This is a genomic window from Nonomuraea sp. NPDC049695, assembly GCF_040674955.1.
GTDB lineage: Bacteria > Actinomycetota > Actinomycetes > Streptosporangiales > Streptosporangiaceae > Nonomuraea > Nonomuraea helvata.
In genome coordinates this window covers 64,679-87,582 of sequence record NZ_JBFANV010000017.1, presented here as the reverse complement: position 1 = coordinate 87,582, position 22,904 = coordinate 64,679, and the positions used below count along the sequence as shown (strand labels likewise).

The 22,904-nt window shown below is 69.3% G+C and carries 24 protein-coding genes; 18 read left to right on the top strand and 6 right to left on the bottom strand.

Annotated features, from left to right (window positions below; translation table 11 throughout):
- Positions 1-2: 2 nt before the first annotated feature.
- A complete protein-coding gene (locus AB0J64_RS17635; RefSeq protein WP_364027714.1) occupies positions 3-905 on the bottom strand; it encodes a peptidylprolyl isomerase in 903 nt (300 codons plus the stop codon).
- Between the two features lie 168 nt (positions 906-1,073).
- Between AB0J64_RS17635 and AB0J64_RS17630 the strand changes: the two genes are divergently transcribed.
- The 9 genes from AB0J64_RS17630 (at position 1,074) to AB0J64_RS17590 (ending at position 11,103) form a co-directional block, all read left to right on the top strand.
- On the top strand, positions 1,074-1,556 hold the full coding sequence (locus AB0J64_RS17630; protein WP_364027711.1) for a DUF2231 domain-containing protein: 483 nt from the start codon (positions 1,074-1,076) through the stop codon (positions 1,554-1,556).
- A 9-nt stretch (positions 1,557-1,565) separates the two neighbouring features.
- Entirely contained in the window at positions 1,566-2,867 is a 1,302-nt protein-coding gene (locus AB0J64_RS17625; protein ID WP_364027708.1) for a replication-associated recombination protein A, read from the top strand.
- A gap of 367 nt (positions 2,868-3,234) precedes the next feature.
- Positions 3,235-3,621, top strand: coding sequence for a DUF948 domain-containing protein (locus AB0J64_RS17620; RefSeq protein WP_364027705.1), 387 nt, complete (start codon positions 3,235-3,237; stop codon positions 3,619-3,621).
- Positions 3,618-3,848, top strand: coding sequence for a hypothetical protein (locus AB0J64_RS17615; RefSeq protein WP_364027702.1), 231 nt, complete (start codon positions 3,618-3,620; stop codon positions 3,846-3,848). Before AB0J64_RS17620 ends, AB0J64_RS17615 begins: the two co-directional genes overlap by 4 nt.
- Before the next feature lie 17 nt (positions 3,849-3,865).
- On the top strand, positions 3,866-6,538 hold the full coding sequence (gene alaS / locus AB0J64_RS17610; RefSeq protein WP_364027699.1) for an alanine--tRNA ligase: 2,673 nt from the start codon (positions 3,866-3,868) through the stop codon (positions 6,536-6,538).
- A gap of 1 nt (position 6,539) precedes the next feature.
- Complete coding sequence (ruvX, locus tag AB0J64_RS17605; protein ID WP_364027696.1) at positions 6,540-7,019, top strand: Holliday junction resolvase RuvX; 480 nt, start codon at positions 6,540-6,542, stop codon at positions 7,017-7,019.
- 142 nt (positions 7,020-7,161) lie between these two features.
- The gene (gene mltG / locus AB0J64_RS17600) at positions 7,162-8,769 is read left to right on the top strand and encodes an endolytic transglycosylase MltG (protein ID WP_364027693.1); all 1,608 of its coding nucleotides are present in this window, start codon (positions 7,162-7,164) and stop codon (positions 8,767-8,769) included.
- A gap of 214 nt (positions 8,770-8,983) precedes the next feature.
- Positions 8,984-10,150: an endolytic transglycosylase MltG gene (mltG, locus tag AB0J64_RS17595; RefSeq protein WP_364027690.1), complete on the top strand. Its 1,167-nt coding sequence runs from the start codon at positions 8,984-8,986 to the stop codon at positions 10,148-10,150.
- A 98-nt stretch (positions 10,151-10,248) separates the two neighbouring features.
- A complete protein-coding gene (locus AB0J64_RS17590; protein WP_364027687.1) occupies positions 10,249-11,103 on the top strand; it encodes a shikimate dehydrogenase in 855 nt (284 codons plus the stop codon).
- Here the strand turns inward: AB0J64_RS17590 and AB0J64_RS17585 are convergent.
- Both AB0J64_RS17585 and AB0J64_RS17580 read right to left on the bottom strand, forming a co-directional pair.
- On the bottom strand, positions 11,078-11,500 hold the full coding sequence (locus tag AB0J64_RS17585; RefSeq protein ID WP_364027685.1) for a type II toxin-antitoxin system VapC family toxin: 423 nt from the start codon (positions 11,498-11,500) through the stop codon (positions 11,078-11,080). The genes AB0J64_RS17590 and AB0J64_RS17585 overlap by 26 nt on opposite strands.
- Positions 11,497-11,775: a type II toxin-antitoxin system Phd/YefM family antitoxin gene (locus tag AB0J64_RS17580; protein ID WP_364027682.1), complete on the bottom strand. Its 279-nt coding sequence runs from the start codon at positions 11,773-11,775 to the stop codon at positions 11,497-11,499. The genes AB0J64_RS17585 and AB0J64_RS17580 overlap by 4 nt, the downstream gene beginning before the upstream one ends.
- 327 nt (positions 11,776-12,102) lie before the next feature.
- Here AB0J64_RS17580 and infC point away from each other — a divergent pair, with 327 nt between their 5' ends.
- The 7 genes from infC (at position 12,103) to AB0J64_RS17545 (ending at position 19,172) form a co-directional block, all read left to right on the top strand.
- The gene (infC, locus tag AB0J64_RS17575) at positions 12,103-12,690 is read left to right on the top strand and encodes a translation initiation factor IF-3 (RefSeq protein WP_364027885.1); all 588 of its coding nucleotides are present in this window, start codon (positions 12,103-12,105) and stop codon (positions 12,688-12,690) included.
- A 125-nt stretch (positions 12,691-12,815) separates the two neighbouring features.
- Positions 12,816-13,010 (top strand): 50S ribosomal protein L35, encoded by a 195-nt coding sequence (rpmI, locus tag AB0J64_RS17570; RefSeq protein ID WP_043622108.1) that lies wholly within the window; start codon positions 12,816-12,818, stop codon positions 13,008-13,010.
- Between the two features lie 24 nt (positions 13,011-13,034).
- Positions 13,035-13,418 carry a 50S ribosomal protein L20 gene (gene rplT, locus AB0J64_RS17565; RefSeq protein WP_364027679.1) on the top strand — a complete coding sequence of 128 codons (384 nt, stop codon included), beginning with the start codon at positions 13,035-13,037 and terminating at the stop codon, positions 13,416-13,418.
- An 84-nt stretch (positions 13,419-13,502) separates the two neighbouring features.
- A complete protein-coding gene (locus AB0J64_RS17560) occupies positions 13,503-14,306 on the top strand; it encodes an RNA methyltransferase (protein ID WP_364027882.1) in 804 nt (267 codons plus the stop codon).
- Positions 14,307-14,355: 49 nt separating this feature from the next.
- Positions 14,356-15,447: an ATP-binding protein gene (locus AB0J64_RS17555; RefSeq protein ID WP_364027676.1), complete on the top strand. Its 1,092-nt coding sequence runs from the start codon at positions 14,356-14,358 to the stop codon at positions 15,445-15,447.
- A 129-nt stretch (positions 15,448-15,576) separates the two neighbouring features.
- On the top strand, positions 15,577-16,617 hold the full coding sequence (gene pheS / locus AB0J64_RS17550) for a phenylalanine--tRNA ligase subunit alpha (RefSeq protein WP_344996021.1): 1,041 nt from the start codon (positions 15,577-15,579) through the stop codon (positions 16,615-16,617).
- Positions 16,617-19,172, top strand: a complete 2,556-nt coding sequence (locus AB0J64_RS17545) for a phenylalanine--tRNA ligase subunit beta (protein ID WP_364027673.1) — start codon at positions 16,617-16,619, stop codon at positions 19,170-19,172. The genes pheS and AB0J64_RS17545 overlap by 1 nt, the downstream gene beginning before the upstream one ends.
- Before the next feature lie 42 nt (positions 19,173-19,214).
- Here the strand turns inward: AB0J64_RS17545 and AB0J64_RS17540 are convergent, their stop codons facing one another.
- A complete protein-coding gene (locus tag AB0J64_RS17540) occupies positions 19,215-19,829 on the bottom strand; it encodes a Uma2 family endonuclease (protein ID WP_364027670.1) in 615 nt (204 codons plus the stop codon).
- Between the two features lie 78 nt (positions 19,830-19,907).
- Here AB0J64_RS17540 and AB0J64_RS17535 point away from each other — a divergent pair, with 78 nt between their 5' ends.
- The gene (locus tag AB0J64_RS17535; protein WP_364027667.1) at positions 19,908-20,141 is read left to right on the top strand and encodes a hypothetical protein; all 234 of its coding nucleotides are present in this window, start codon (positions 19,908-19,910) and stop codon (positions 20,139-20,141) included.
- 6 nt (positions 20,142-20,147) lie between these two features.
- On the opposite strand, the gene AB0J64_RS17530 is transcribed toward AB0J64_RS17535, so the two are convergent.
- On the bottom strand, positions 20,148-20,753 hold the full coding sequence (locus AB0J64_RS17530) for a Uma2 family endonuclease (protein ID WP_364027664.1): 606 nt from the start codon (positions 20,751-20,753) through the stop codon (positions 20,148-20,150).
- Between the two features lie 106 nt (positions 20,754-20,859).
- Here AB0J64_RS17530 and AB0J64_RS17525 point away from each other — a divergent pair, with 106 nt between their 5' ends.
- Positions 20,860-21,600 carry a metallophosphoesterase family protein gene (locus AB0J64_RS17525; RefSeq protein WP_364027661.1) on the top strand — a complete coding sequence of 247 codons (741 nt, stop codon included), beginning with the start codon at positions 20,860-20,862 and terminating at the stop codon, positions 21,598-21,600.
- A gap of 1 nt (position 21,601) precedes the next feature.
- On the opposite strand, the gene AB0J64_RS17520 is transcribed toward AB0J64_RS17525, so the two are convergent.
- Positions 21,602-22,891, bottom strand: a complete 1,290-nt coding sequence (locus AB0J64_RS17520) for an MFS transporter (RefSeq protein WP_364027658.1) — start codon at positions 22,889-22,891, stop codon at positions 21,602-21,604.
- Positions 22,892-22,904: the final 13 nt, after the last annotated feature.

Below are 22,904 nucleotides of genomic sequence, written 5' to 3'. Positions count from 1 at the left end.
CCCTACTTGAACGTGATGCTCTTGATGATCACCGGCTTCTTGGGCACGGTGGTGCCGCCGTCGCCCATGATGTCGGCCTGGTTGACGATCAGGTCCTTGCCGCTGGTGGCCAGTCCCAACAGCATGTCCATGCCCTCGCTGACCATGCCGATGACGTTGTAGCCCGCGCCGATCTGGGCGTTATAGTCCGACAGCGAGATGGCGAACTGGCTGTTGTTCTGGCCCGCCGCCTCGGACGGCTGGGTCATGAACACCACGCCCTTGGAGATGGGGATGTCGGCGTTCTCGTCGGCGTAGACGTATCCGGCGGTGCCCTGCCCGTCGGTCGGGTTCTTGCCGTCGGCCTTGGCCAGCGGGTCGCCGCACTGCAGCATGTGCGCGCCGGCGGCCACGTCGGGCGTGACCAGGCGGTGGCACTTCATGTTGGTGTAGAACTTCTTCTTCGCCAGGTATCTGAGCGAGTTGATCGAGCACGGCGCCGCGTCGGTCATGAGGTCGACGACGACCGTGCCGCGGTTGGTGACCATCGTCATCTTCTTCAGCTTCATGTCGGGCTTCTTGCCGGGCAGGCCGACGAACTTGTTCGGCACCGAGTTGTCCCGCTTGTAGGTGCAGGTCACCGGGCCCGTCTTGGCCGACGGCGTCTCACTCGGGAAGGCGCTCGTGCTGGCGCTCGGTGAGGCGCTGCTCTTGGCGGCCACCTCGCTCGGGGTGTCCCTGTTGACCAGCGTGGTCGCGGCGAAGACGCCGCCCGCGACCACCACGACGGCCACGCCGGCGCCGATGAAGGTGTTCCGCCTCGCCTTGGCGGTCTGGGCGGCGGCGCGCTGCGCCTGCCGTTCCTTGTGCTCCCGCGCCAGCTCTTTCTGGCGGTCTTCCTCGTTCTGGCGGTCGTCGCCGCTCACCGCTATGTCCTCTCATTTTGCCAGTGCATGACCAAACAGCTTCCGCGCATGCTACCGGCCTCCGATATGTGCCGGACGTAAGTGGCGAAAGCCGCTCTTGCGACAGCTGAGGTCGCGAACCGTATGGTGCTCGGATTCGTAGTTGAAATGAGAACTAAGGAGCCACTCGTGTTCGACCAGATCCTGGGCCTGCCGGCTCATCCCCTGATCATCCACTTCGCCGTGGTGCTGACCCCGCTGCTGGTCGCCACCGCCGCCGTCTACGCCCTCGTGCCCCGCTGGCGTACCTACGCGGGGTGGGCGGTGGTCCTGCTCTCCCTGGCGGCGCCCGTGACGGTATTCGCGGCGAAGGAGAGCGGTGAGCGCCTCAAGGAAGCCCGCTTCGCCACGGCGGACGGCGAGCTCGGGGGCCGCATCTCGACACACGAGAGCTTCGCCGACCCGCTGCTGCTGTCGGTGCTCGGGCTTGCCGCTTCGGCCCTCCTGCTCGTGTACGCGACCCGCCCCGCCCGCGACTCGGTCGGCCGCGACAGGTTCGGCCGGCCCACCACGCTGGCCCTGTCGGCGGTGACGCTGGTGCTGGCCGGAGTCGCCGGCTACTACGTCTTCCGCGCCGGCGACTCTGGAGCGAGAGCCGTGTGGGGCATGTAATCTCGCGTTGTGGATAGCCTGTTCGATTCGGCGGCCGAAGAGGCCACCCCGCAGCCCCTCGCGGTGCGGATGCGCCCGCGCACGCTCGACGAGGTGATCGGCCAGCGGCACCTGCTCGGCTCCGGCACCCCGCTGCGACGCCTGGTCGAGAGCGAGGCTCCCATGTCGCTGTTCCTGTGGGGCCCGCCGGGCACCGGCAAGACCACGCTCGCCTACGTCGTCTCCAACGTCACCAAGCGCCGCTTCGTCGAGGTCTCCGCCGTCTCCGCCGGCGTCAAGGACGTGCGGGCCGCCATCGACAGCGCGCGGCGCGAGCTGGGCATGACGGGCCGCCAGACCGTGCTGTTCGTGGACGAGGTGCACCGCTTCAACAAGGCCCAGCAGGACGCGCTGCTGCCCGCCGTCGAGAACCGCTGGGTCACCTTCATCGGCGCCACCACCGAAAACCCGTTCTTCTCGGTCATCTCGCCGCTGCTGTCGCGCTCGCTGCTGCTCACCCTGGAGTCGCTGTCCGACGACGACGTGCGCGCCGTGCTGGAGCGCGCCGTCTCCGACCCGCGCGGCCTCGGCGGGCGTGCCACGCTCGCGCCCCAGGCTCTCGATCATCTGGTACGCCTGGCGGGCGGTGACGCGCGCAGGTCGCTGACGTACCTGGAGGCCGCCGCGCTGCTGGCCGACGACATCACCGTGGAGGTGGTGGAGAAGGCCGTCGACAAGGCCGCCGTACGTTATGACCGGCAGGGCGACCAGCACTACGACGTGATCAGCGCGTTCATCAAGTCGATGCGCGGCTCCGACGCCGACGCGGCGCTCCACTACCTGGCCCGCATGATCGAGGCGGGCGAGGATCCGCGCTTCATCGCCCGCCGCATCGTCATCTTCGCCTCCGAGGACGTGGGCATGGCCGACCCCACGTGCCTGCAGACCGCGGTGGCGGTCGCCCAGGCGGTGCAGCTCATCGGGCTGCCCGAGGGGCAGATCAACCTGGCGCACGCGGTCATCCACTGCGCCATGGCGCCCAAGTCCAACGCCGTGGTCAAGGCCATCGGGGCGGCCGTCGGCGACGTCCGGCGCGGCCTGATCGGCCAGGTGCCCGGCCATCTCCGCGACGCCCACTACCCGGGCGCGGCCAAGCTCGGCCACGGTGACGGCTACAAGTACCCGCACGACTTCGAGCACGGGCTGGTGCGGCAGGAGTACGCGCCGGAGCAGGTGCGCGACCGGCGTTACTACGAGCCGACCCGCCACGGCGCGGAGGCTCCGGTGGCCGACCGCTGGGCCAAGATCCGCGACTTTCTCCGGGGATCCTGACCCGATTTTTGATCTACACTGTAAAGGCGTGGCCGATGGTCCGCCACTGGACCATCGGCGTCACGTGTCTGACGGGATCACCGCACACGGGCGGCGGGCCGGGGTTCGGGATGGCGTAAGTTTGGGTGTGCCGGGCGCGGCCTGGCCCCGCTCGACTCGCGGCGCAGGGTGTCAGGGCGGCGCGCGGCCTCAGGCTCATGCGGTCCGGAGCGGCTCGCGAGGCCGGACGGGCGCGGCGGGCAGGGTGTCGCGGGAGTGCCGGCGTCCGACGCGGTGTGCCGATCACGGTCGGCGACCTCACCAAGGTTGTCGCCGTGACGCGATAGGGTCTTGCCGTTCCGGCCCAGCGTACGAGGGAGATGAGCGGATGCTTACCGCTGGAGAGCTCGCCGGGCTGATCGCGGCCACCGGCTGGATAGTCCTGGTCTGCGTTCTCGCCATGGTGCTCGTCAAGCTCGCCAGGCTGCTCACCGAGACCACCAAGGCGGTCTCCGACCTGAACGAACGCCTGATGCCGCTGCTCGACGACATGAGCGTCACGGTCAACGAGACCAACAGGCAGCTGGTCGCCGTCGAGGCCATCGCCAAGGACGTCAAGCAGGTCAGCGGGCACGCCGCCAAGCTCAGCGCGGTCACCCAGACCATCTTCACCGGCCCGCTGGTCAAGGTGTCATCGCTCGCATACGGCGTGCGGCGCGCCATCGAGGCCCGCCGGGCGCCCAGGCTCAAGGCCGCGCCGAGGCGGACACGATGATCAGGCGGCTGTTCTACCTGTCGCTGGGCGCGTTCATCACCTTCTGGGTGATGCGCAGACTGCAGGCGCTCCACCCCAACCACGTCGCGCGCAGGACGGCCGACAGCGCCGCGGGGATGCTCCGGCAGGTGAGAGACTTTACTGTCGACGCGCTCGGCGAGGCCGCGGAGCGCGAAACCGAGTTGCGAGCCCGCTTCGGGCTCGACAAGGCTGAAGAAAACAACTAACGCAAAGGATGGCCAACATGGAGTCGGCAGAGATCGCCCGCCGCTTCCTGCGCTTCTTCGAGGAGCGTGGGCACAAGGTAGTGCCCTCGGCCAGCCTGATCGCCGAAGACCCCACGCTACTCCTGGTTCCTGCCGGTATGGTGCCGTTCAAGCCGTACTTCCTGGGGCAGCGTAAGCCTCCGGCGTCACGGCTGGCCACCGCGCAGAAGTGCGTGCGCACCCCCGACATCGAAGAGGTCGGCAAGACCACGCGGCACGCCACGTTCTTCCAGATGCTGGGCAACTTCTCCTTCGGCGACTACTTCAAGTCCGAAGTGATCCCGTTCGCGTGGGAGCTGCTCACCCGCTCCGAGTCCGACGGCGGCTTCGGCTTCCCCGAGGAGCGGCTCTGGGCGACCGTCTACCAGGACGACGACGAGGCGTTCGACCTCTGGCGTAACAAGGTCGGCCTGCCCGAGCAGCGCATCCAGCGGCGCGGCCTGGAGGACAACTACTGGCACATGGGCGTGCCCGGCCCCGGCGGCCCCTGCTCGGAGATCTACTACGACCGCGGCGCCGAATACGGCAAGGAGGGCGGCCCCGTCGCGGACGAGGACCGCTACCTCGAGGTGTGGAACCTCGTCTTCATGCAGTACCAGCTCAGCACGGTCCGCACCAAGGTCGACTTCGACGTGGCGGGCGAGCTGCCGGCGAAGAACATCGACACCGGCATGGGCCTCGAGCGCATGGCGACGATCCTGCAGGGCGTCGACAACCTCTACGAGATCGACACCACGTACAAGATCCTCGACAAGGCGGCCGAGCTCACCAAGACCCGCTACGGGCGCGACCACCGCGCCGACGTCAGCCTGCGCGTGATCGCCGACCACGTACGCACCGGCACCATGCTGGTCGCCGACGGCGTGCTGCCCAGCAACGAGGGCCGCGGCTACGTGCTGCGCCGCATCCTGCGCAGGACCGTACGCAACCTGCGCCTGCTCGGCTCCGGCGACGACCGCTACATGCACGAGCTGACCGACGTCGCGATCAACGTCATGGGCGAGCAGTACCCCGAGCTCAAGACCGACGCCCCGCAGATCCACGGCATCATCGACGCGGAGGAGTCGTCCTTCCTCGGCACGCTCCGCACCGGCACCGCGATCTTCGACGTGGCGGTCGAGGAGACCAAGCGCAAGTCCGGCACCACGCTCTCGGGCGACCAGGCGTTCAAGCTCCACGACACCTACGGCTTCCCGATCGACCTCACCCTCGAGATGGCGGCCGAGCAGGGGCTCCAGGTCGACGAGGAGGGCTTCCGCCGGCTCATGAAGGAGCAGAAGGCGGCGGCCAAGGCCGACGCCGCGGCGAAGAAGACCGGCAACGCCGACATCTCCGTCTTCGGGCAGCTGCTGGAGAAGGCGGGCAAGGTCGAGTTCCTCGGCTACGACCAGACCGAGGCCGACACGAGCGTGCTCGGCATCCTCGTCGACGGCGTGTCCGTGCCGGTGGTGGGCGCGGGGACGACCGTGGAGGTCGTGCTGGCGCGCACCCCGTTCTACGCCGAGGGCGGCGGCCAGCTCGCCGACCAGGGCGTGATCCGCACGAGTGGCGGCGAGATCGAGATCGTCGACGTGCAGTCGCCGCTCGCGGGCCTCGTCGTCCACCGGGGCAAGGTCCGCAGCGGCGAGGTCAAGGTCGGCGACGAGGCGCAGGCGGAGATCGACGTCGAGCGCCGCCGCGCGATCTCGCGCAGCCACAGCGCGACCCACCTCGTCCACCGCGGCTTCAAGAACGCGCTGGGCGAGACGGCCGCGCAGGCGGGCTCGGAGAACTCTCCCGGCCGCTTCCGCTTCGACTTCACCGCGGCGGGCGCGGTGCCGCAGAGCGTGCTGCGTGATGTCGAGGACGAGGTCAACGCCGTGCTCATCAACGACCTCCAGGTCAACGCCTTCGTCACCTCGCAGGCGGAGGCCAGGGCGATGGGCGCGCTGGCGATGTTCGGCGAGAAGTACGGCGACGAGGTCCGCGTGGTCGAGATCGGCGACTACTCGCGCGAGCTGTGCGGTGGCACCCACGTCCACAGCTCCGGCCAGCTCGGCCTGGTCAAGGTGCTGGGCGAGCAGTCGGTCGGCGCGGGCGTGCGCCGCGTCGAGGCGCTCGTCGGCATCGACGCCTTCCGCTTCCTGGCCCGCGAGAGCGTGCTGGTCGCGCAGCTCACCGAGCAGCTCAAGGCGCGCCGCGAGGAGCTGCCCGAGCGCATCGACGGCATCGTCACCCGGCTGCGCACGGCGGAGAAGGAGCTGGAGAAGATCCGCTCCGCGCAAGTGCTCCAGGTTGCGGGTGATTTGGCGGCCAAGGCCCGTGACCTGCGGGAAGTCTCCGTTGTGACACACCGCGCGCCTGATGGCACCGGTGCCGACGATCTGCGTAAGCTCGCGCTTGACGTGCGTGGCAGGTTCCCGGCCGACCGGCCGGCGGTCATCGTGATCGCCGGCGTCCCCTCCGACCGTCCAGTGGTGGTTGCCGCGGTCAACGAGGCGGGGCGCGAGCGGGGGCTCAAGGCCGGACGGCTGGTCGGCGTCGCCGCCAAGGCTCTTGGGGGTGGCGGTGGCGGCAAGGATGATGTCGCGCAGGGTGGCGGCACACGACCGGAGGGGATCGGCGAGGCGCTGCAGCAGGTCGAGCAGGCCATCGCCGATCAGCTCGGCTGACATGAGGTTCGGCACACGGATCGGCGTGGACGTCGGTTCCGTACGCATCGGCGTGGCCCGTAGTGACCCTTCCGGGCTGCTGGCCACGCCGGTCGAGACCGTCAAGCGGGGCAAGGGCGACCTCACCCGCATCGCCGCGATCGTCTCCGAGTACGAGGCGATCGAGGTGATCGTGGGGCTGCCCACCTCGCTGTCCGGACGCGAGGGGCAGGCGGCCGCGCTGGCCCGCCAGTTCGCCGCCGACCTCGCGGTCCGGCTCGCGCCCACGCCCGTGCGGTTGTTCGACGAGCGGCTGACCACGGTCGCCGCGACGCAGGGGCTGCGGGCCAGCGGCGTGAAGGCCAAGAAGCAGCGCGGCGTCATCGACCAGGCGGCCGCGGTCGTGCTGCTGCAGGACGCGCTCGACTCCGAGCGTGCCACGGAAAGACCCCCAGGCAGGCCCGTCGCACCGCCCCCAGCGGCCGACGGACCTGCCTCATGAGCGCGCGCGTCCCGGGGGTCGCACCCGCGCCGAAGGCGTGCCCATGCGGGCCGTCGGAGGCTGCGGTGGGACCCCGGTCCGTACGGCTCTCACCGGAGTTCCGCTCTGCGGCGTCCCGGCAGGGAGACTGCGGGGTGGTCGCGTGAACCGGCCGCCTGAGGACGAGTACGACGTCGGCGATGTGATCCCGTTCAGCTCCGACGACTCCACGACGGAGGAACCGGAGCCGCCGCAGCTCGAGGCCGAGTCTGGTCTCGAGTCGCGTGCCGATCTCCAGTCGGAGCCGGAGCCCGGAGTGGCCGATCTCCAGTCGGAGGGTGAGCCCGAGGCGGCGGCCGAGTCCGAGGCAGCCGCCACGCCGGTGGCGGGGACCGTGCCGGAGACGGATACCGCGCCCGATGCAGCGGCGGCGCCCGAAACAGCGGCGGCGCCCGATGCAGCGGCGGCGCCCGAGGCAGCGGCGGCACCCCAAGCAGCGACCCCGCCGGAGGCGGGGGTCGAGTTCGGGGCAGGAGCCGCACCGGGCGCAGGGACCGCATTGGGTGCAGAAACCGCACCGGGCGCAGGGACCGTACCGGAGCCGGCGCCGGAGCGGGAGCACGAGCCGGGGACAGGGCCGGAGCCTCGGGCGGAGCGCGAGCCGCGGGCGGTGGCGCCGGAGCCCGGGTTTCGAGCTGAGGCAGGGCCGGCGGAGACCATGACCGTGCCGGCACGCCGCAGGCAGGCCCTCCGCAAGGCCGGGATCGTCTCCGCGGGCCTGGTCGCGGGCCTGGTGGCGCTGGGGGCGGGAGCGATCGTGGTGCTCAAGCCGTACCTCAGCCCCGACGACTTCGACGGGCCCGGCAGCGGCGTCGTGACGGTGCGGATCGCGCCGGGCTCCAGCGCGGAGGACGTCGGCTCCACGCTGGCCGACGCCGGAGTGGTGGCCAGCGCGCGGTCGTTCGTGCGGGTGGCGGAGGAGCGCGCGGTCGCCAACCGGCTGCAGCCGGGACACTATCGGCTGCGTAAGGGCATGGAGGCCGGGGCGGCGCTCGACCTGCTCCTCGCCCCGGCCTCCAGGGTCGTGCGGCGGGTCACGATCCCCGAGGGCATGCGGACGTCCGAGGTGCTCGCCCGGGTGGCCAAGCAGACCGGGCTGCCGCTCAAGGAGCTGCAGAGCGTCGACAAGGGCCTCGTCGGGCTGCCCAAATACGCCCCGGGGCTCGAAGGATTCCTGTTCCCGGCGACGTACGAGATCGAGCCCGGCGACAAGGCCGTGGACGTGCTGGCGGCGATGGTGGAGCGGTTCGGGGTCGCCGCGCGGCAGGTGGGCCTGGAGGAGCAGGCGGCGCGCAGGCACCTGACCCCGCTGGAGGCGGTCACGGTGGCCAGCATGATCCAGGCCGAGGGCGGGACGGACGCGGACTACCCGAAGATCTCCAGAGTGATCTACAACCGCCTCCAGAAGGGCACCAAGCTGGAGATCGACAGCACCGTGTTGTACGCCCAGAACCGCCGGAGCCTGAGGATCACGGAGAGCGACACCAAGGTCGACTCCCCGTACAACACGTATCGTCACAAGGGACTGCCGCCGGGACCCATCGCGAATCCGGGGGAGAAGGCGCTGCTAGCGGCCCTGAACCCGGCAAGTGGCGATTGGCACTGGTTTGTCACGACGGATCCCGCGCATAGAATCACCAAATTCACTAACAAAGAGAGCGAGTTCGTGAGATACCGAGAAGAGTTGAAAAAGAACCTCGGGACGAACTGATGTTCGACGGAACTCCCCCCGTTCCGGCGCAAATAGCACCAAACTGGACATGCGCCCTCTTTCCATCCTTTAGCATGGCTACTCAGAGTGCTCTCCGCTGGTCGTGGGAGCATGTCCGGCGGATCCCCCCGTTCCGCTCGGTGACGACACCAGCCGGTTCAGCAGTTTCGCTTGACGCCTGGCTGGCCGTACCGGGAGATTGGCCAGCGCACCTATGAACGATCTCGATCTGAACACTCTGCTCGGCGCCGAGGACGACGAGGGTCGTGCCCGGCGCCGTCCTCGCGGTTCCAGTAAGCGTGGCGGGCGCCGGCGGCGCAGGCGCCGCAACCGGGGCGGCTTCATAGCGCCGCTGCTCGCCTTCGTCGTGCTGGCGGGCATCATCGGCGGCGGCGGATACTACGGCTACCTGTGGCTCAGTGACGCGCTCGTGCCCGACGACTACACCGGTCAGGGCAGCGGCGAGGTCGTCGTGGAGATCAAGGACGGCCAGAGCGCATCCGAGGTGGCGCAGGAGCTGGAGCGCCAAGGGGTCGTGGCCAGCGCCAAGGCGTTCATCAACGCGATCGGCAACGCCAACAAGAGCGGCTCGCTGCAGCCCGGCTCGTACAAGTTGCGCAAGCGGATGGCGGCCGCGCAGGCCGTGTCGATGCTCGGCCCGGAGAACCGGCTGCTGGCCAGGGTGACGATCAAGGAGGGCCTGCGCCTTTCCGACACCCTGAACACGCTCGCCAAGGCGACGGGCAAGCCTGTCAAGGAGTTCACCGCCGCGGCCAAGGACGTCGGCGACCTCGACCTGCCGCCGTACGCCAAGAAAAACCTCGAGGGCTACGCCTTCCCGGCCACGTACGAGTTCCAGCCCAAGACCACGCCCACGCAGATGCTGGCGGCCATGGTCAAGCGGTTCAACCAGACCGCCGAGACCATGGACCTCGCGGGCGGCGCCAAGGCGCTCGGCTACACGCCGCACCAAATCATGACCATCGCGAGCATCGTGCAGGCCGAAGCCGGCCGGGCCGAGGACATGCCGAAGATCGCCCGCGTCATCTACAACCGGCTCGAGCTCAAGCCGCCGATGAACCTGAAGATGGACAGCACGGTCATGTACGCCCTCGGCAAGTACCGCACCTACGCCACCCACGCCGAGCTGGAGACCCCGTCCCGCTACAACACCTACAAGTACGCGGGGCTGCCGCCCGGCCCGATCTCCAACCCCGGCGACCACGCCATCGAGGCCGCGCTCAACCCGGCAAAGGGCCCCTGGCTGTTCTTCGTGGCCACCGACCCCAATGGCGGCGGCGTCACTGAGTTCGCGACGACCGAGGCCGAGCGTCAGGCGCTGCTGGCCAAGTGCACCAGGAACGGCGGCTGCGGCGGCTGACCTCCGGCGCCCGCCCACCGCACCGTCGTGGGCGGGCCCATCCGGGGCGTCGTGAGAGGCGCCCGCGATAGGGTCGTGCATGTTCGGAAGGAGTGTGCATGCGGGCTGCGGTGATGGGCTCGCCCATCGGTCATTCCCTCTCGCCCTACCTGCATCGGGCCGCGTACGAGGCGATGGGGCTCGACGGGTGGAGCTACGAGGCGTTCGAGTGCGATGAGGCGCGGCTGCCCGGACTGCTGGGTGAGCTGGCGCCGGTGCGCGGCAAGCAGGCCGGCGACGAGGACGCCTGGGCGGGGCTGTCGCTGACCATGCCGCTCAAGCGGGCCGTGCTGCCCTTGCTCGACACCGTGTCCGAGCTCGCCCTGGAGGTCGGCGGCGCCAACACCGTGGTGTTCCGCGACGGGCTGCGGCACGGCCACAACACTGACGTCCACGGCATCGAGCAGGCGCTGGCCGAGGCCGGGGTGCCCGCGCCGCGCTCGGCGACCGTGCTGGGCGGAGGGGCCACGGCGGCCTCGGCGCTGGCGGCGCTGCGCAACCTCGGGCTGTTCTCCGCGACGCTGCTGGTGCGCGACCCCGCGCGGGCGGGTGAGACGGTGGAGGTGGCCGAGCGGCTGGGTGTGGCGCTGGCGGTGGAGACGTTCGACAAGCTCGACGCACTGACCCGGGTGGACCTGGTGGTGTCGACGCTGCCCGGCGGGGCGGCTGACGCGTTCGCCGACCGGCTGGCGCGGGTGCCCGCGCTCTTCGACGTGGTCTACTCGCCCTGGCCGACCAGCGCGGCGGCGGCGGTCCAGGCCGCGGGCGGCGCCGTGGTCGGGGGGTTCTCGATGCTGCTCCACCAGGCGGTGCGGCAGGTGGAGCTGATGACGGGCCGTACGGACGTGCCGGTGGAGGCCATGCGCGCGGCCGGCGAGGCCGAGCTCGTCAGACGGTCATCTCGAACGGGTTGATGACGGTCACGCCGGTATCCGTGAAGTCCTTCACATTGCGGGTGACCACGCTCCAGCCGTGAATCCGGGCCGTTGCCGCGATTAACGCGTCGGAGACGGGGAGAGTGCGCATGGAGCGCATGCGCCCCCACTCCTCTGCGACCTCGCTGGTGATCGGGATGATCCGATCCTGGAAGGAGCGGAAGAGCCGGGCGAGCCACCTTTCGAGCACCAAAGCCTGCTGGGGATCGCTCTTGCGTCGCTGCTCGATTCCCCAGCGGATCTCACCGATCGACATGACACTGAGGTAGAGAGTCGCTCCCAGAGATGCGTCAACCCACCCCTTGACCTGCACGTTGCCGTGTGGCTTGCGCACCTCGGAGATGATGTTGGTGTCGAGAATGTAGCCGACGCTCACCAGCCGAGGTCCACTTCGCGCGGGAGACCCTTGTCGCGTGGGAACTCCAGATCGTCCGGCCAGTCCGGATCATCGAGCAGGAACTTTCTGAAGTCCGGCTGCTTGGCAGCCTTGAGACGACGGTATTCCTCCATGTCAAGGATCACCGCCACTTCCTTCCCATGCCGCGTGACGATCTGCGGGCCTTCGTCGTGGGCCTTCCTCACGACTTCACTGAAGTGCTGCTTGGCCTCTTGTAGCTGCCATTTAGTCACCTCTGCCTGGATTGCGGTCATGAGACCCCTTTCTGTCTAGTCTGGACAGAAGCCTATCGTGAGGGTCTTGGCCAGGCGGGATGATTCGAGAGACTCTGGTGGTTGTGGTAATGTAGCTCTCTGATCGGTCCGGCATGCCTTGCTGGACGCGCAAGCGGAGGTCTCCCTCCCACCTGAGTCGCCGAAAAGGCGTCCGGGTCCAGGATCACGCCGGACTACTCCGGGGAGCTCAAGGCCACGAAGCCAAAGAGCTCAGTGGCCCCGCATGCGCGACGTGCGGGGCTTTTCGCGTTCAGCGAGGAGCCCCCGCCACGACGAGCACGTAGGGATCGCAACCTAGGAGGCCCCATCAGCACTGAGCCCCGCATCAACGAGCGTATCCGAGTTCCCGAGGTTCGCCTCGTGGGCCCGAACGGCGAGCAGGTAGGCATCGTCTCGATTCACGACGCCCTGAAGCTCGCCCAGGAGGCCGACCTTGACCTCGTCGAGGTCGCGGCCACGGCTCGACCGCCCGTGTGCAAGCTCATGGACTACGGCAAGTTCAAGTACGAGTCCGCGATGAAGGCGCGCGAGGCGCGCAAGAATCAGGCGCACACGATCATCAAGGAGATCAAGCTCCGGCCGAAGATCGACCCGCACGACTACGAGACCAAGAAGGGTCACGTGGTGCGGTTCCTCAAGGCGGGGGACAAGGTCAAAGTCACGATCATGTTCCGTGGTCGCGAGCAGTCCAGGCCGGAGCTCGGCTTCCGGCTGCTGCAGCGGCTGGCGGACGACGTCCAGGAGCTGGGGTTCGTGGAGTCCCACGCCAAGCAGGACGGCCGTAACATGATCATGGTGATCGGTCCGCACAAGAAGAAGGCCGAGGCCAAGGCCGAAAAGGCCGCCGCCAAGGCGCAGCGTGGCAGCGAGGAACCTTCCCCACAGGAAGGATGACCTGCGGTTGGGGTTAGCCTTACAGAGCGCCCCGATTCAGCCACCAGCAGACGAAGACGCCGCGACCGGGTCGGCCCAGCACCGGCCCGGCCCCAGGCACGACCGAAACGAGGAGAGACGGCGACATGCCGAAGATGAAGACGCACAGCGGTGCGAAGAAGCGGTTCCGGCTTACCGGCACCGGCAAGATCAAGCGTCGCCGTGCCAACCGCGCGCACTACAACGAGTGGAAGTCATCCACGCTGACGCGCCGTCTCAAGAACGAGGTCGTCCTTTCCGACGCCGATTCCAAGAAGATCAAGAAACTGCTCGCCAAGTAGCGCGATTCCCCGGGGAGAAGAAACATGGCACGCGTGAAGCGGGCGCTCAACGCCAAGAAGAAGCGCAGGGTCGTCCTCGAGAGGGCGAGCGGTTACCGTGGCCAGCGGTCACGTCTTTACCGCAAGGCCAAGGAGCAGATGCTCCACTCGATGACGTACGCCTACCGGGACCGCAAGGACCGTAAGGGTGCGTTCCGCCGTCTGTGGATCCAGCGGATCAACGCCGCTGCCCGCCAGAACGGCATGACCTACAACCGTCTGATCCAGGGTCTGCGCCTGGCCGGCGTCGAGGTCGACCGCAAGATCCTCGCCGATCTCGCGGTCAACGACGCCCAGACCTTTGCCGCGCTCGTCGAGGCCGCCAAGAAGGCGCTGCCGGCGAACGTGAACGCTCCGGCCGCGAGCTGAGGCAATTGCTTTAACCAGAGGGGCCCACCGATGCCGGTGGGCCCTTTGCTGTATGCGACAGTGCTGTATGCGACGGGGGAGACCATGGCCGGGTCCGAGCTGACCAACGTGAAGTCGCCGCGGGTGAAAGCGGCCAGGCGGCTCACCAAGCGGGCCTTCAGAGATCAGGACCGCAGGTTCCTGGCCGAGGGGCCGCAGGCGGTGCGCGAGGCGCTCAAGCTCGAGGGCGTGCCGCTGGAGCTGTTCAGCACGGCCGACGCCGAGCTGCGCCACCCCGAGCTGATCACCGAGGCCACGCTCAAGGGCGTGCCCGTGCACCGGGCCAGCGGCGAGGTCATGGCGGAGCTGTCCCAGACCGTGACCCCGCAGGGGCTGGTGGCCGTCTGCAAGCTCGTGCACGTGTCCCTGGACGAAGCCCTGAAAGGCACGCCCCGCCTGGTGGCCGTGCTCGCCCACGTGCGCGACCCCGGCAACGCCGGCACCGTCATGCGGGCCGCCGACGCGGCCGGCGCCGACGCCGTGATCTTCACCGACGCCTCCGTCGACCCGTACAACGGGAAATGTGTGCGCGCCAGCGCCGGCAGCCTGTTCCACTTGCCCGTCGTCATCGGTGCACCGGTGAGCGCCGCCGTGCGTCAACTGAAGGAGCGGGGCCTGCGCGTGCTGGCGGCTGACGGCGCGGGCAAGCACACGCTCGACGATGTCGATCTCACGGGACCCACCGCGTGGATCTTCGGCAACGAGGCTTGGGGGCTGCCGGAGGAGATACTGTCCGAGGCGGACGATGTGGTCAGAGTGCCCATCTACGGACAGGCTGAAAGCCTGAACCTGGCCGCCGCCGCGGCGGTATGCCTTTACTCCTCTGCTAGGGCGCAGCGAGTGCCCTAGGCGGCGGGAAACCCGCTATTGTCGGCGTTGTAGGCGGAGGAGGCAGGTCGTGCACGGCGCAGACACCGACGGGCGAGTAGTGGCCGCCGCGTGCACGATAGCCATCGACGACCTTCCCGACGGCCTCATCGTGACTGACCGATATGGCTGTGTGCTGGCCGTCAACCGGGCCGCCGCCAGGCTCACCGGCGTGGCCGTGGAGCGCGCCGTCGGCAGGCACATGAACGACGTGTTCCCCTTCCGCGATCACGACGGGCGCGACTGGTGGAAGGCGCTCGACCCCGAGGGCGGGCTGCCCATCAGGAGCAGGGTGCCGGAGCGGCCGCTGCACCTGCCCGGCGGCCAGGAGCTCTACGTCGCGGCCAGACTCGTACGCGAGCCCGAGCGCTGCGGCGAGGTCGAGCGCGTCACGATCACCCTGCGCGACGGCGGCGCCCGTGCCCGGCTGGAGCGCAGCCGCGCCGACCTGGTCTCCACCGTGGCCCACGAGCTGCGCTCGCCGCTGACCAGCGTCAAGGGGTTCACCGCGACCATGCTGGCCAAGTGGTCCCGCTTCACCGACGAGCAGAAGCGGGTCATGCTCGAGACCGTCAACAACGACGCCGACCGCGTCACCCGGCTCATCACCGAGCTGCTCGACGTCTCGCGCATCGAGTCGGGCCGGCTGGAGGTGCGCCGCCAGGTCGTCGACGTCCCCGCCAGGGCGCGCCGGCTCGTCGCCGGGCGGGTCGCGGCAGGGGAGGCCGAGGACCGTTTCCGTCTGGTGGTCGGCGATGACCTGCCGGAAATGTGGCTCGACCAGGACAAGATCGACCAGATCCTGGGTAACCTGGTGGAGAACGCGCTGCGTCACGGGCGTGGCACTGTGACAATAGAGATCGAGTCCGTCGGATGGGGAGTTGCCGTGTCGGTGCGCGATGAGGGCGAGGGCATCGAGCCCGAGCTGGCCCCGCGCGTCTTCAGGCAGTTCTGGCGCGGTGGCAACAGCCGCAGGCGCGGCGGCACCGGGCTCGGCCTCTTCATCGTCAAGGGCCTGGTCGAGGCGCACGGCGGCACGATCACCGTGCAGCGCGCGCCCGAGGGCGGGGCGGAGTTTCGATTTACCGTGCCCACCGGCACGCCCGACTTCGCCACCCCGTAGCGATCGAGTCGGCCCCGGTGGGCGGGCCCACTAGACTCTTTTCCGCTCAAGCCCTGGATACGGAGCTCACTCTTGTCTGACTACGACCCCGTCGAGGTGACACCGTTGCATGCCGACGAGGTGTCGCGCATGGAGGCCGACGCCATCGCGGCGATCAAGGCGGCCGACAGCCTCGACGCACTCAAGCAGGCCAGGCTGGCGCATGCCGGCGACCGCTCGCCCATCGCCCTGGCCAACCGTGAGATCGGCGCCCTGCCGCCGGCCGCCCGCGCCGAGGCCGGCAAGCGCGTCGGCACCGCCCGCAAGGCGATCAACGAGGCGCTCGCCGGCCGCCAGGCCGAGCTGGAGGCCGAGCGTGACGCGCGGGTGCTCGTCGAGGAGAGCGTCGACGTCACCCTGCCGTGGGACCGGCGGCCGCGCGGTGCCCGCCACCCGCTGACCACGCTGCAGGAGCGCATCGCCGACGCGTTCGTCGCCATGGGATACGAGGTGGCCGAGGGGCCCGACCTCGAAGGCGAGTGGTTCAACTTCGACGCTCTCAACATCGCGAAGGACCACCCGGCCCGTTCCGACCACGACACGTTCTTCGTGGGGTCGACCGACTCCGGCATGGTGCTGCGCACGCAGACCTCGCCGGTGCAGATCCGCGCGCTGCTCCAGCGCGAGCTGCCGGTCTACGTGATCTCGCCGGGCAAGACGTTCCGCACCGACGAGCTCGACGCCACCCACACGCCGGTCTTCCACCAGACCGAGGGGCTGGCCGTGGACGAGGGCCTGACCATGGCCCACCTGAAGGGGACGCTCGACCGCTTCGCCGAGGTGATGTTCGGCAAGGGCATCACGACCCGGTTCCGGCCCAACTACTTCCCGTTCACCGAGCCGTCCGCCGAGATGGACCTCAAGTGCTTCGTCTGCCGCGGCGCCTCGGCCGTCCCCGGCAACCCGCCCTGCCGCACCTGCAAGTCGGAGGGCTGGATCGAGTGGGGCGGCTGCGGCATGGTCAACCCGCGCGTGCTGGTCGCCTGCGGGGTCGATCCGTCGCGGTATTCGGGGTTCGCGTTCGGCATGGGCATCGAGCGTACGCTGATGTTCCGCCACAACGCCGAGGACATGCGTGACATGGTCGAGGGGGACGTGCGCTTCACCCTCCCGTTCGGAATGGAGATCTGATGAAGGTCCCGCTTTCCTGGCTGCGGGAGTATGTCGATCTCCCGGCGGCCACCGCCCACGAGGTGGCCGACAAGCTCACCGCCGCCGGGCTCAAGCTGGAGTCGATCTCCTCGCACGGCCACGACGTCAAGAACGTCGTCGTCGGCGAGGTGCTCGAGATCGAGGAGCTGACCGGCTTCAAGAAGCCGATCAGGCACTGCAAGGTCGAGACGGGCGAGGCGACGCCACGCGAGATCGTCTGTGGCGCCACCAACTTCGTCGTCGGCGACCGCGTGCCCGTCGTGCTGCCCGGCGGCGTGCTGCCCGGCGGGTTCGAGGTCGGGGCGCGCAAGACGTACGGGCGCATGTCGGAGGGCATGATCTGCTCCGAGCGCGAGCTCGGGCTCGGTGACGATCACGGCGGCATCATGGTGCTGCCGCCCGGCACCCCGATCGGCGCGGACGTGGTCGAGCTGCTCGGCCTGCGTGACGAGGTCATCGAGCTGGAGATCACGCCCGACATCGGCTACGCGCTGTCGATCAGGGGCGTCGCGCGCGAGGTGGCGACCGCGTTCGGGGTGGAGTTCCGCGACCCCGCCGGCGTCGAGCCGCCCGCCGAGACCGGCCCGTCGTGGCCGGCCTCGATCGCCGACCCGACCGCCTGCGACAGGTTCGTGCTGCGCGAGGTCCGCGGCTTCGACCCGGCCGCCCAGAGCCCGCTCTGGATGCGGGTACGCCTCACACGCGCCGGCATGCGGCCCGTGTCGCTGGCCGTTGACATCACCAACTACCTGATGCTGGAGCTGGGCCAGCCGCTGCACGCGTTCGACCGCGACAAGCTGACGGGCGAGATCGTCGTGCGCCGGGCCGGGGCGGGCGAGCGCCTGGAGACGCTCGACCACGTCGTACGCGAGCTCGACCCCGACGACATCCTCATCACCGACCAGTCGGGGCCGATCTCGATGGCCGGCACCATGGGCGGGCTCGAGACCGAGATCTCCGACGGCTCGACCGACATCGTCATCGAGGCCGCCCACTTCTCCGCGACCGGCATCTCGCGCGAGTCGCGCAGGCACGGGCTGGTGTCGGAGGCGTCCAAGCGGTTCGAGCGCGGCGTCGACCGGGAGCTGCCGCTCGTCGCCTCGTGGCGGGCCGTGCAGCTGCTGGCCGAGCTGGGCGGCGCCACCATCCAGCCCGGGGTCACGCACGCCGAGGTCGAGGTGTCGCCGCCGCGCATCGCGATCCCGTCCGGCTACCCCGGCACCGTCGCGGGCGTCGACTACTCCCGCGACACCGTGATCGCCCGGCTGGAGCAGGTCGGCTGCGTCGTGACGCCCGGCAGCGACCCGGCCGTGCGCAAGGGCGGCGTCGACCCGACCGGCGTGGTCACCGGCGGCGCGCTGGCGGCCAAGCTGGCCGTCACCGGCGACGACATGATCACGGTGACGCCGCCGTCGTGGCGTCCCGACCTCACCGACCCCAACGACCTGGCCGAAGAGGTCATCCGGCTGGAGGGCTACGAGAGCCTGCCGTCGGTGCTGCCGTCCGCCCCCGCCGGCGCGGGCCTCACCGAGGGGCAGCGGCTGCGCAGGCGGATCGGCCGGGCGCTGGCCGAGGGCGGCTACGTCGAGGTGCTCAACTACCCGTTCATCAGCCCCGACGACTTCGACCGGCTGCTGCTGCCCGCCGACGACGCGCGCCGCCACGCCATGCGGCTGGCCAACCCGCTGTCGGAGGACGAGCCGCTGATGCGCACGACGCTGCTGCCAGGGCTGCTCAAGACCCTGGTGCGCAACGTCGGCCGCGGCTTCTCGGACGTGGCGCTGTTCGAGACGGGGCCGGTCTATCGGCCGCGCGAGGGCGCTCCCGAGGTGGCGCCGGTGCTCGGGGTCGAGCGCCGGCCGACCGCCGAGGAGCTGGCCTCGATCGAGGCGGCCCTGCCCGACCAGCCGCTGCGGGTCGCGGTGGTGCTGGCCGGCGAGTTCGAGCGGTCCGGCTGGTGGGGCGGCGGGCGCGAGGCCTCCTGGGCCGACGCGGTGCAGGCCGCCCGGGCGGTCGCGGGCGAGGCCCGGCTGGAGCTGTCGATCAGCGCCGACCAGCACGAGCCCTGGCACCCCGGCCGCTGCGCCGCCCTCTACGTGGGCGACACGCTGGTGGGACACGCGGGCGAGCTGCACCCGCGCGTCATCGAGGCGTATGGGCTGCCCAAGCGGACCGTGGCCATGGAGCTGGAGATCTCCCGCCTGGAGGCCGCCATGCCCGGGCCGGTCCAGACGCCTGCGGTGTCGGCCTACCCGGTGGCCACGCAGGACGTCGCGCTGATCGTCCCCGACTTCACGCCGGTCGCCGACGTGGAGGCCGCCCTGCGCGACGGGGCGGGCGAACTGCTGGAGTCGATCCGGCTGTTCGACGTGTACGTGGGGGAGCAGGTGGGCGCGGGCAACAAGTCGCTCGCGTACACGATGCGCTTCCGGGCCGCGGACCGGACGCTGACGGTGGAGGAGACGACGGCGGCTCGCGACGCGGCGGTGGCCATGGCGGCCGACCGCGTGGGGGCTCAGCTGCGCAGCGCCTGAGCTGCTTCCATGGGGCTGGTACGGCTGGTGCCGTGCCAGCCCTTAGCGGGTTCTTGCCTTGTACAGATTCGTGAGATCGATGTCGATGTCGAACGGAACCGTGACCTTGAGTCTGTCGTGGTGGACGCCACCCGGTGCGTAGGTCTGTGTGCCGGGAATGAGCTCGAAGACGAAGACAACCGGCTTGCCGTCGACGTTCTCAATTCGCCAGAAGTGGGGAATCCCTGCCTTCGCGTAGAGGAGGGGCTTGCGCTCTCTGTCACGCGCTTCGGAGTCGGGTGAGACCACCTCTACAGCCAGGATGACGTCGTCGGCCTGGAAGCATACGACCTTGTCGTCGATGATCGCGTTGGGGCCCACGACGATCAGGTCAGGCTCCGGGCGCTGCTGCCGAGCCAGCTTGACGCTCATCTCCTGGACCACTTCGTGGCCTGCTGGCATGAAATCTTCCAGTGCGTTGCACAGCCGGCGGATGACCAATTGGTGGAAGTGTCGCTGGGGGCTCACGAAGACCAAGCTTCCATCAATCAACTCTGTGTGCGCAGGCAAATCCGGAATGTGATCGAGGTCTTCTGCTACGAAGCCCTCTGGCGGCGGGATGATCCAGTCGGGCATCGAGGGAGGCGTCATCTTTTCGATCACCGCTTCGGCAGTCACGATCCAACGCTACCAATGTATTGCGTTCACGCCAGGTAAACGACTGCATACGCTTGCGGATGTGAAGGCGGGAGGAAGATGAGGCAGTTTCTGGTGTTCGCCGAGCGGGATGACGCCGAGGAGGTGGCGGAGACGCTCGAGGAGTGGTTCCCGGCGCTCGGGGTGCCGCGGGTGGTGCGAGAGGCGCTTGCCGGGGAGGACGACGCCGAGGACGCGCAGTGGCTGGTCGTCGTCGAAGGGCTTGACGAGGGTGCGCTGGCCAAGGTGGATGAGCTGGTGGAGCGGTATGAGGGGTGGCGCGAGGCGGGGTGAGCCGGCTCAGAGCTGGTCGATCTCGGTGAGGTCGATGGCCAGCTCGAAGGGCACGGATACCTTCAGAGCGTCGCGGTGAATGCCGGTAGTGACGTATGTGTTGGCTGCCGGGTCCAGCTCGTAGACGTAGACCACGGGCTTGCCTGCGTTCTTCTCGATCCGCCACAAGTGTTGAATTGCGGCTTTGGCGTAGAGCTGCGGTTTACGGTGACGGTCGCGGACCTCGGACGCGGGACAGACGACCTCAATGACGAGGACCACATCTCGAGCCTCGTAGGAGGTCTCGTCGCCGTCGCGCACGGCTTCGGCCTTGATCACCATCACGTCAGGCTCCGGGCGCTGGCGTGGGCCCAGGATGACGCTCATGTCGCGTCGCACCCGGAAGTCCTTCGGGGTGGCTTGGCGCAGGGCGCCGACGAGGAGATCGACCATGAGTGCATGGAAGGAGGCTTGGGGGCTCACGAAGACCAAGCTTCCATCAATCAACTCTGTGTGCGCAGGAGAATCCGGAAGGTGATCGAGATCTTCTGCGACGAACCCTTGCGGCGGAGGAAACACCCAGTCCGGGAGCGAGGGATGCGTCCTCTCCTGGGTCACCGCTTCGGCCGTCATGGTGCAACGCTACCAATCTCATGGGCTCACGCACTGTGAATAGATACATACGCAGCATGAGCGTTCGTTGACGTGAACAGGCTCCAGGGCGTAGGAGAGTGGTCGTATGCGTATCGCTGTGTTGTCCGACATCCATGGAGTGCTGCCCGCGCTCGAGGCCGTGCTGGACGAGCCCGAGGTGGCCGGGGCCGATCTGATCGTGTTGACCGGGGACATGGCCGCGGGGCCGATGCCGGTCGAGACGCTCGACGTGCTCGTCTCGCTGGGTGAGCGGGCGTTGTGGGTCAACGGGAACGCCGACAGGGAGCTGGTGGAGGCGGTCCGGGGGAAGGAGTGCCCGTATCCCGTGTCGCAGTGGGCGGCCGAGCAGCTGCGGGACGATCAGGTCGAGTTGCTGGCCGGGCTGCCCGATCGGCAGGTGGTCGAGCTGGGGCGGCTGGGGAGCACGTTGTTCGTGCACGCGACGCCGCGCAGGGATGATGAGATGATCCTCGTGGACAGTTCGCTGGAGCGGTGGGCGGAAGTGCTGGCGGGGGAGGGCGCCGACACCGTGGTGGTGGGGAACACGCACATGCCGTTCGTACGGCTGGCCGACCGGGTGCTGGTCGTCAACCCCGGGTCCGTCGGCATGCCGTACGGGAAGGATGGGGCGCACTGGGCGCTGCTCGACGGCGAGACCGGGGCCGTGACCCTGCGCCGGACCCCGCTCGACGCGGCCCGGGTGGGGGAGCGGCTGGTCAGGGAGAGCGGGTTCGACGGGATCGAGGAGTGGGTGGCGGCCTACGTGACCAGCGTTTACTCCGATGCCGAGGCGCTGCGGGCGTTCGCCGAGTCGGAGAACCGGTGAGCTAGGCGGCGGCCGCCTCCCTGCGGGCCTTCTCCGCCAGGGCGTGCTCGTCCGTTCTGGCGTCGTACCTGCGGAACTTCGGCAGCGCGGCGGCCAGGCCGAGGACGGCGGCCACGCAGAGCAGGCCGCCCGATCCCAGGGAGAAGCGGGTGCCGCCGATGTTGGCCATCAGGCTGGCCCGGGCGTTGCCCAGCATCGGGCCGGACGCGTACGACAGGAGCTCGATCCCGGCCAGGCGGCCGCGCAGCTCCTGCGGGATGGTCTGGTTCCACATGGTCATGCGGAGCATGCCGCTGACCATGTCGGCAGCGCCCGCGAGCGCGATGCAGACGACCAGGACCCAGACGTTCGGGGCCAGCGCGCACAGGGCCACCCCCGCGCCCCACACGGTCGCCGCCACGATCACGCCGAGGCCCTGGCGCTGGACCCGGGCCGTCCAGGCGCCGGTGAGCGAGGCGATCAGCGCGCCCACCGCCGCCGCCGAGTACAGCAGCCCCAGCGCCTGCGGGGCGCGCAGCTCGTCGGCCAGGAACGGGAACAGCGACGTCGCCATCGCGAACACCATGGCGGCGATGTCCACCAGGTACGTCCCCATCAGGTCGCTGCGGCTCATCGCGTACCGCACGCCCTCGACCAGCGACTTCAGCGACGCCGGGGCGGCGTTCTCAGCGGGCGGCAGTGACCTGATCCGCCACAGCAGGACCAGCGACAGCACGAAGCTCAGCGTGTCGATGCCGTACGCCGCCGCCGGGCCGTAGGCCGTCACCAGCAGGCCGCCCAGGGCCGGGGCCAGGATGGCGCCGAAGTTCCAGCGCATGCTCGACAGCACCGCCGCCGCGCCCTGCTGCTCGTGCTTGACCACCTGCTGGAAGACGGCCTCCAGGCTCGGCCGCTGCAGGCAGGAAATGCCCGTGGAGATGGCGCCCATCACGTACAGGATCCAGACCTGGGGGTTCGGGAGCAGCGCGTTCACCATGAGGGCGGCCGAGGTGACGAGCAGGCCCAGCTCGCTCAGGAAGATGATCTTGCGGCGGTCGAGCGCGTCGGCGATCGCCCCGCCCCACAGGCCGCACACCACCATCGGGACGAACTCCGCGAGGCTCACCAGGCCGACCGCCAGGTAGGAGTCCGTGAGCTGCTTCATCTGGTACGGCACCGCGACCATGGTGATCAACGTGCCGAACATCGTGACGACGCCTGAGCCGAACAGGAGGCGGTAGTCGCGGGAGTCGCGGAGCGGGCTCAGGTCTATGGAGAGCTGGCGCAGCAGGCGCTTCAGTCCATCGGGCACGAGGGTCAATTGT

Excerpts from the sequence above, each read along its gene's own strand:
- AB0J64_RS17620 (WP_364027705.1), top strand. The coding sequence starts at position 3,235 with ATGCTTACCGCTGGAGAGCTCGCCGGGCTGATCGCGGCCACCGGCTGG.
- AB0J64_RS17615 (WP_364027702.1), top strand. The coding sequence starts at position 3,618 with ATGATCAGGCGGCTGTTCTACCTGTCGCTGGGCGCGTTCATCACCTTC.
- alaS (WP_364027699.1), top strand. The coding sequence starts at position 3,866 with ATGGAGTCGGCAGAGATCGCCCGCCGCTTCCTGCGCTTCTTCGAGGAG.
- ruvX (WP_364027696.1), top strand. The coding sequence starts at position 6,540 with ATGAGGTTCGGCACACGGATCGGCGTGGACGTCGGTTCCGTACGCATC.
- mltG (WP_364027690.1), top strand. The coding sequence starts at position 8,984 with ATGAACGATCTCGATCTGAACACTCTGCTCGGCGCCGAGGACGACGAG.
- AB0J64_RS17590 (WP_364027687.1), top strand. The coding sequence starts at position 10,249 with ATGCGGGCTGCGGTGATGGGCTCGCCCATCGGTCATTCCCTCTCGCCC.
- AB0J64_RS17580 (WP_364027682.1), bottom strand. The coding sequence starts at position 11,775 with ATGACCGCAATCCAGGCAGAGGTGACTAAATGGCAGCTACAAGAGGCC.
- rpmI (WP_043622108.1), top strand. The coding sequence starts at position 12,816 with ATGCCGAAGATGAAGACGCACAGCGGTGCGAAGAAGCGGTTCCGGCTT.
- rplT (WP_364027679.1), top strand. The coding sequence starts at position 13,035 with ATGGCACGCGTGAAGCGGGCGCTCAACGCCAAGAAGAAGCGCAGGGTC.
- AB0J64_RS17560 (WP_364027882.1), top strand. The coding sequence starts at position 13,503 with ATGGCCGGGTCCGAGCTGACCAACGTGAAGTCGCCGCGGGTGAAAGCG.
- pheS (WP_344996021.1), top strand. The coding sequence starts at position 15,577 with ATGGAGGCCGACGCCATCGCGGCGATCAAGGCGGCCGACAGCCTCGAC.
- AB0J64_RS17545 (WP_364027673.1), top strand. The coding sequence starts at position 16,617 with ATGAAGGTCCCGCTTTCCTGGCTGCGGGAGTATGTCGATCTCCCGGCG.
- AB0J64_RS17535 (WP_364027667.1), top strand. The coding sequence starts at position 19,908 with ATGAGGCAGTTTCTGGTGTTCGCCGAGCGGGATGACGCCGAGGAGGTG.
- AB0J64_RS17530 (WP_364027664.1), bottom strand. The coding sequence starts at position 20,753 with ATGACGGCCGAAGCGGTGACCCAGGAGAGGACGCATCCCTCGCTCCCG.
- AB0J64_RS17525 (WP_364027661.1), top strand. The coding sequence starts at position 20,860 with ATGCGTATCGCTGTGTTGTCCGACATCCATGGAGTGCTGCCCGCGCTC.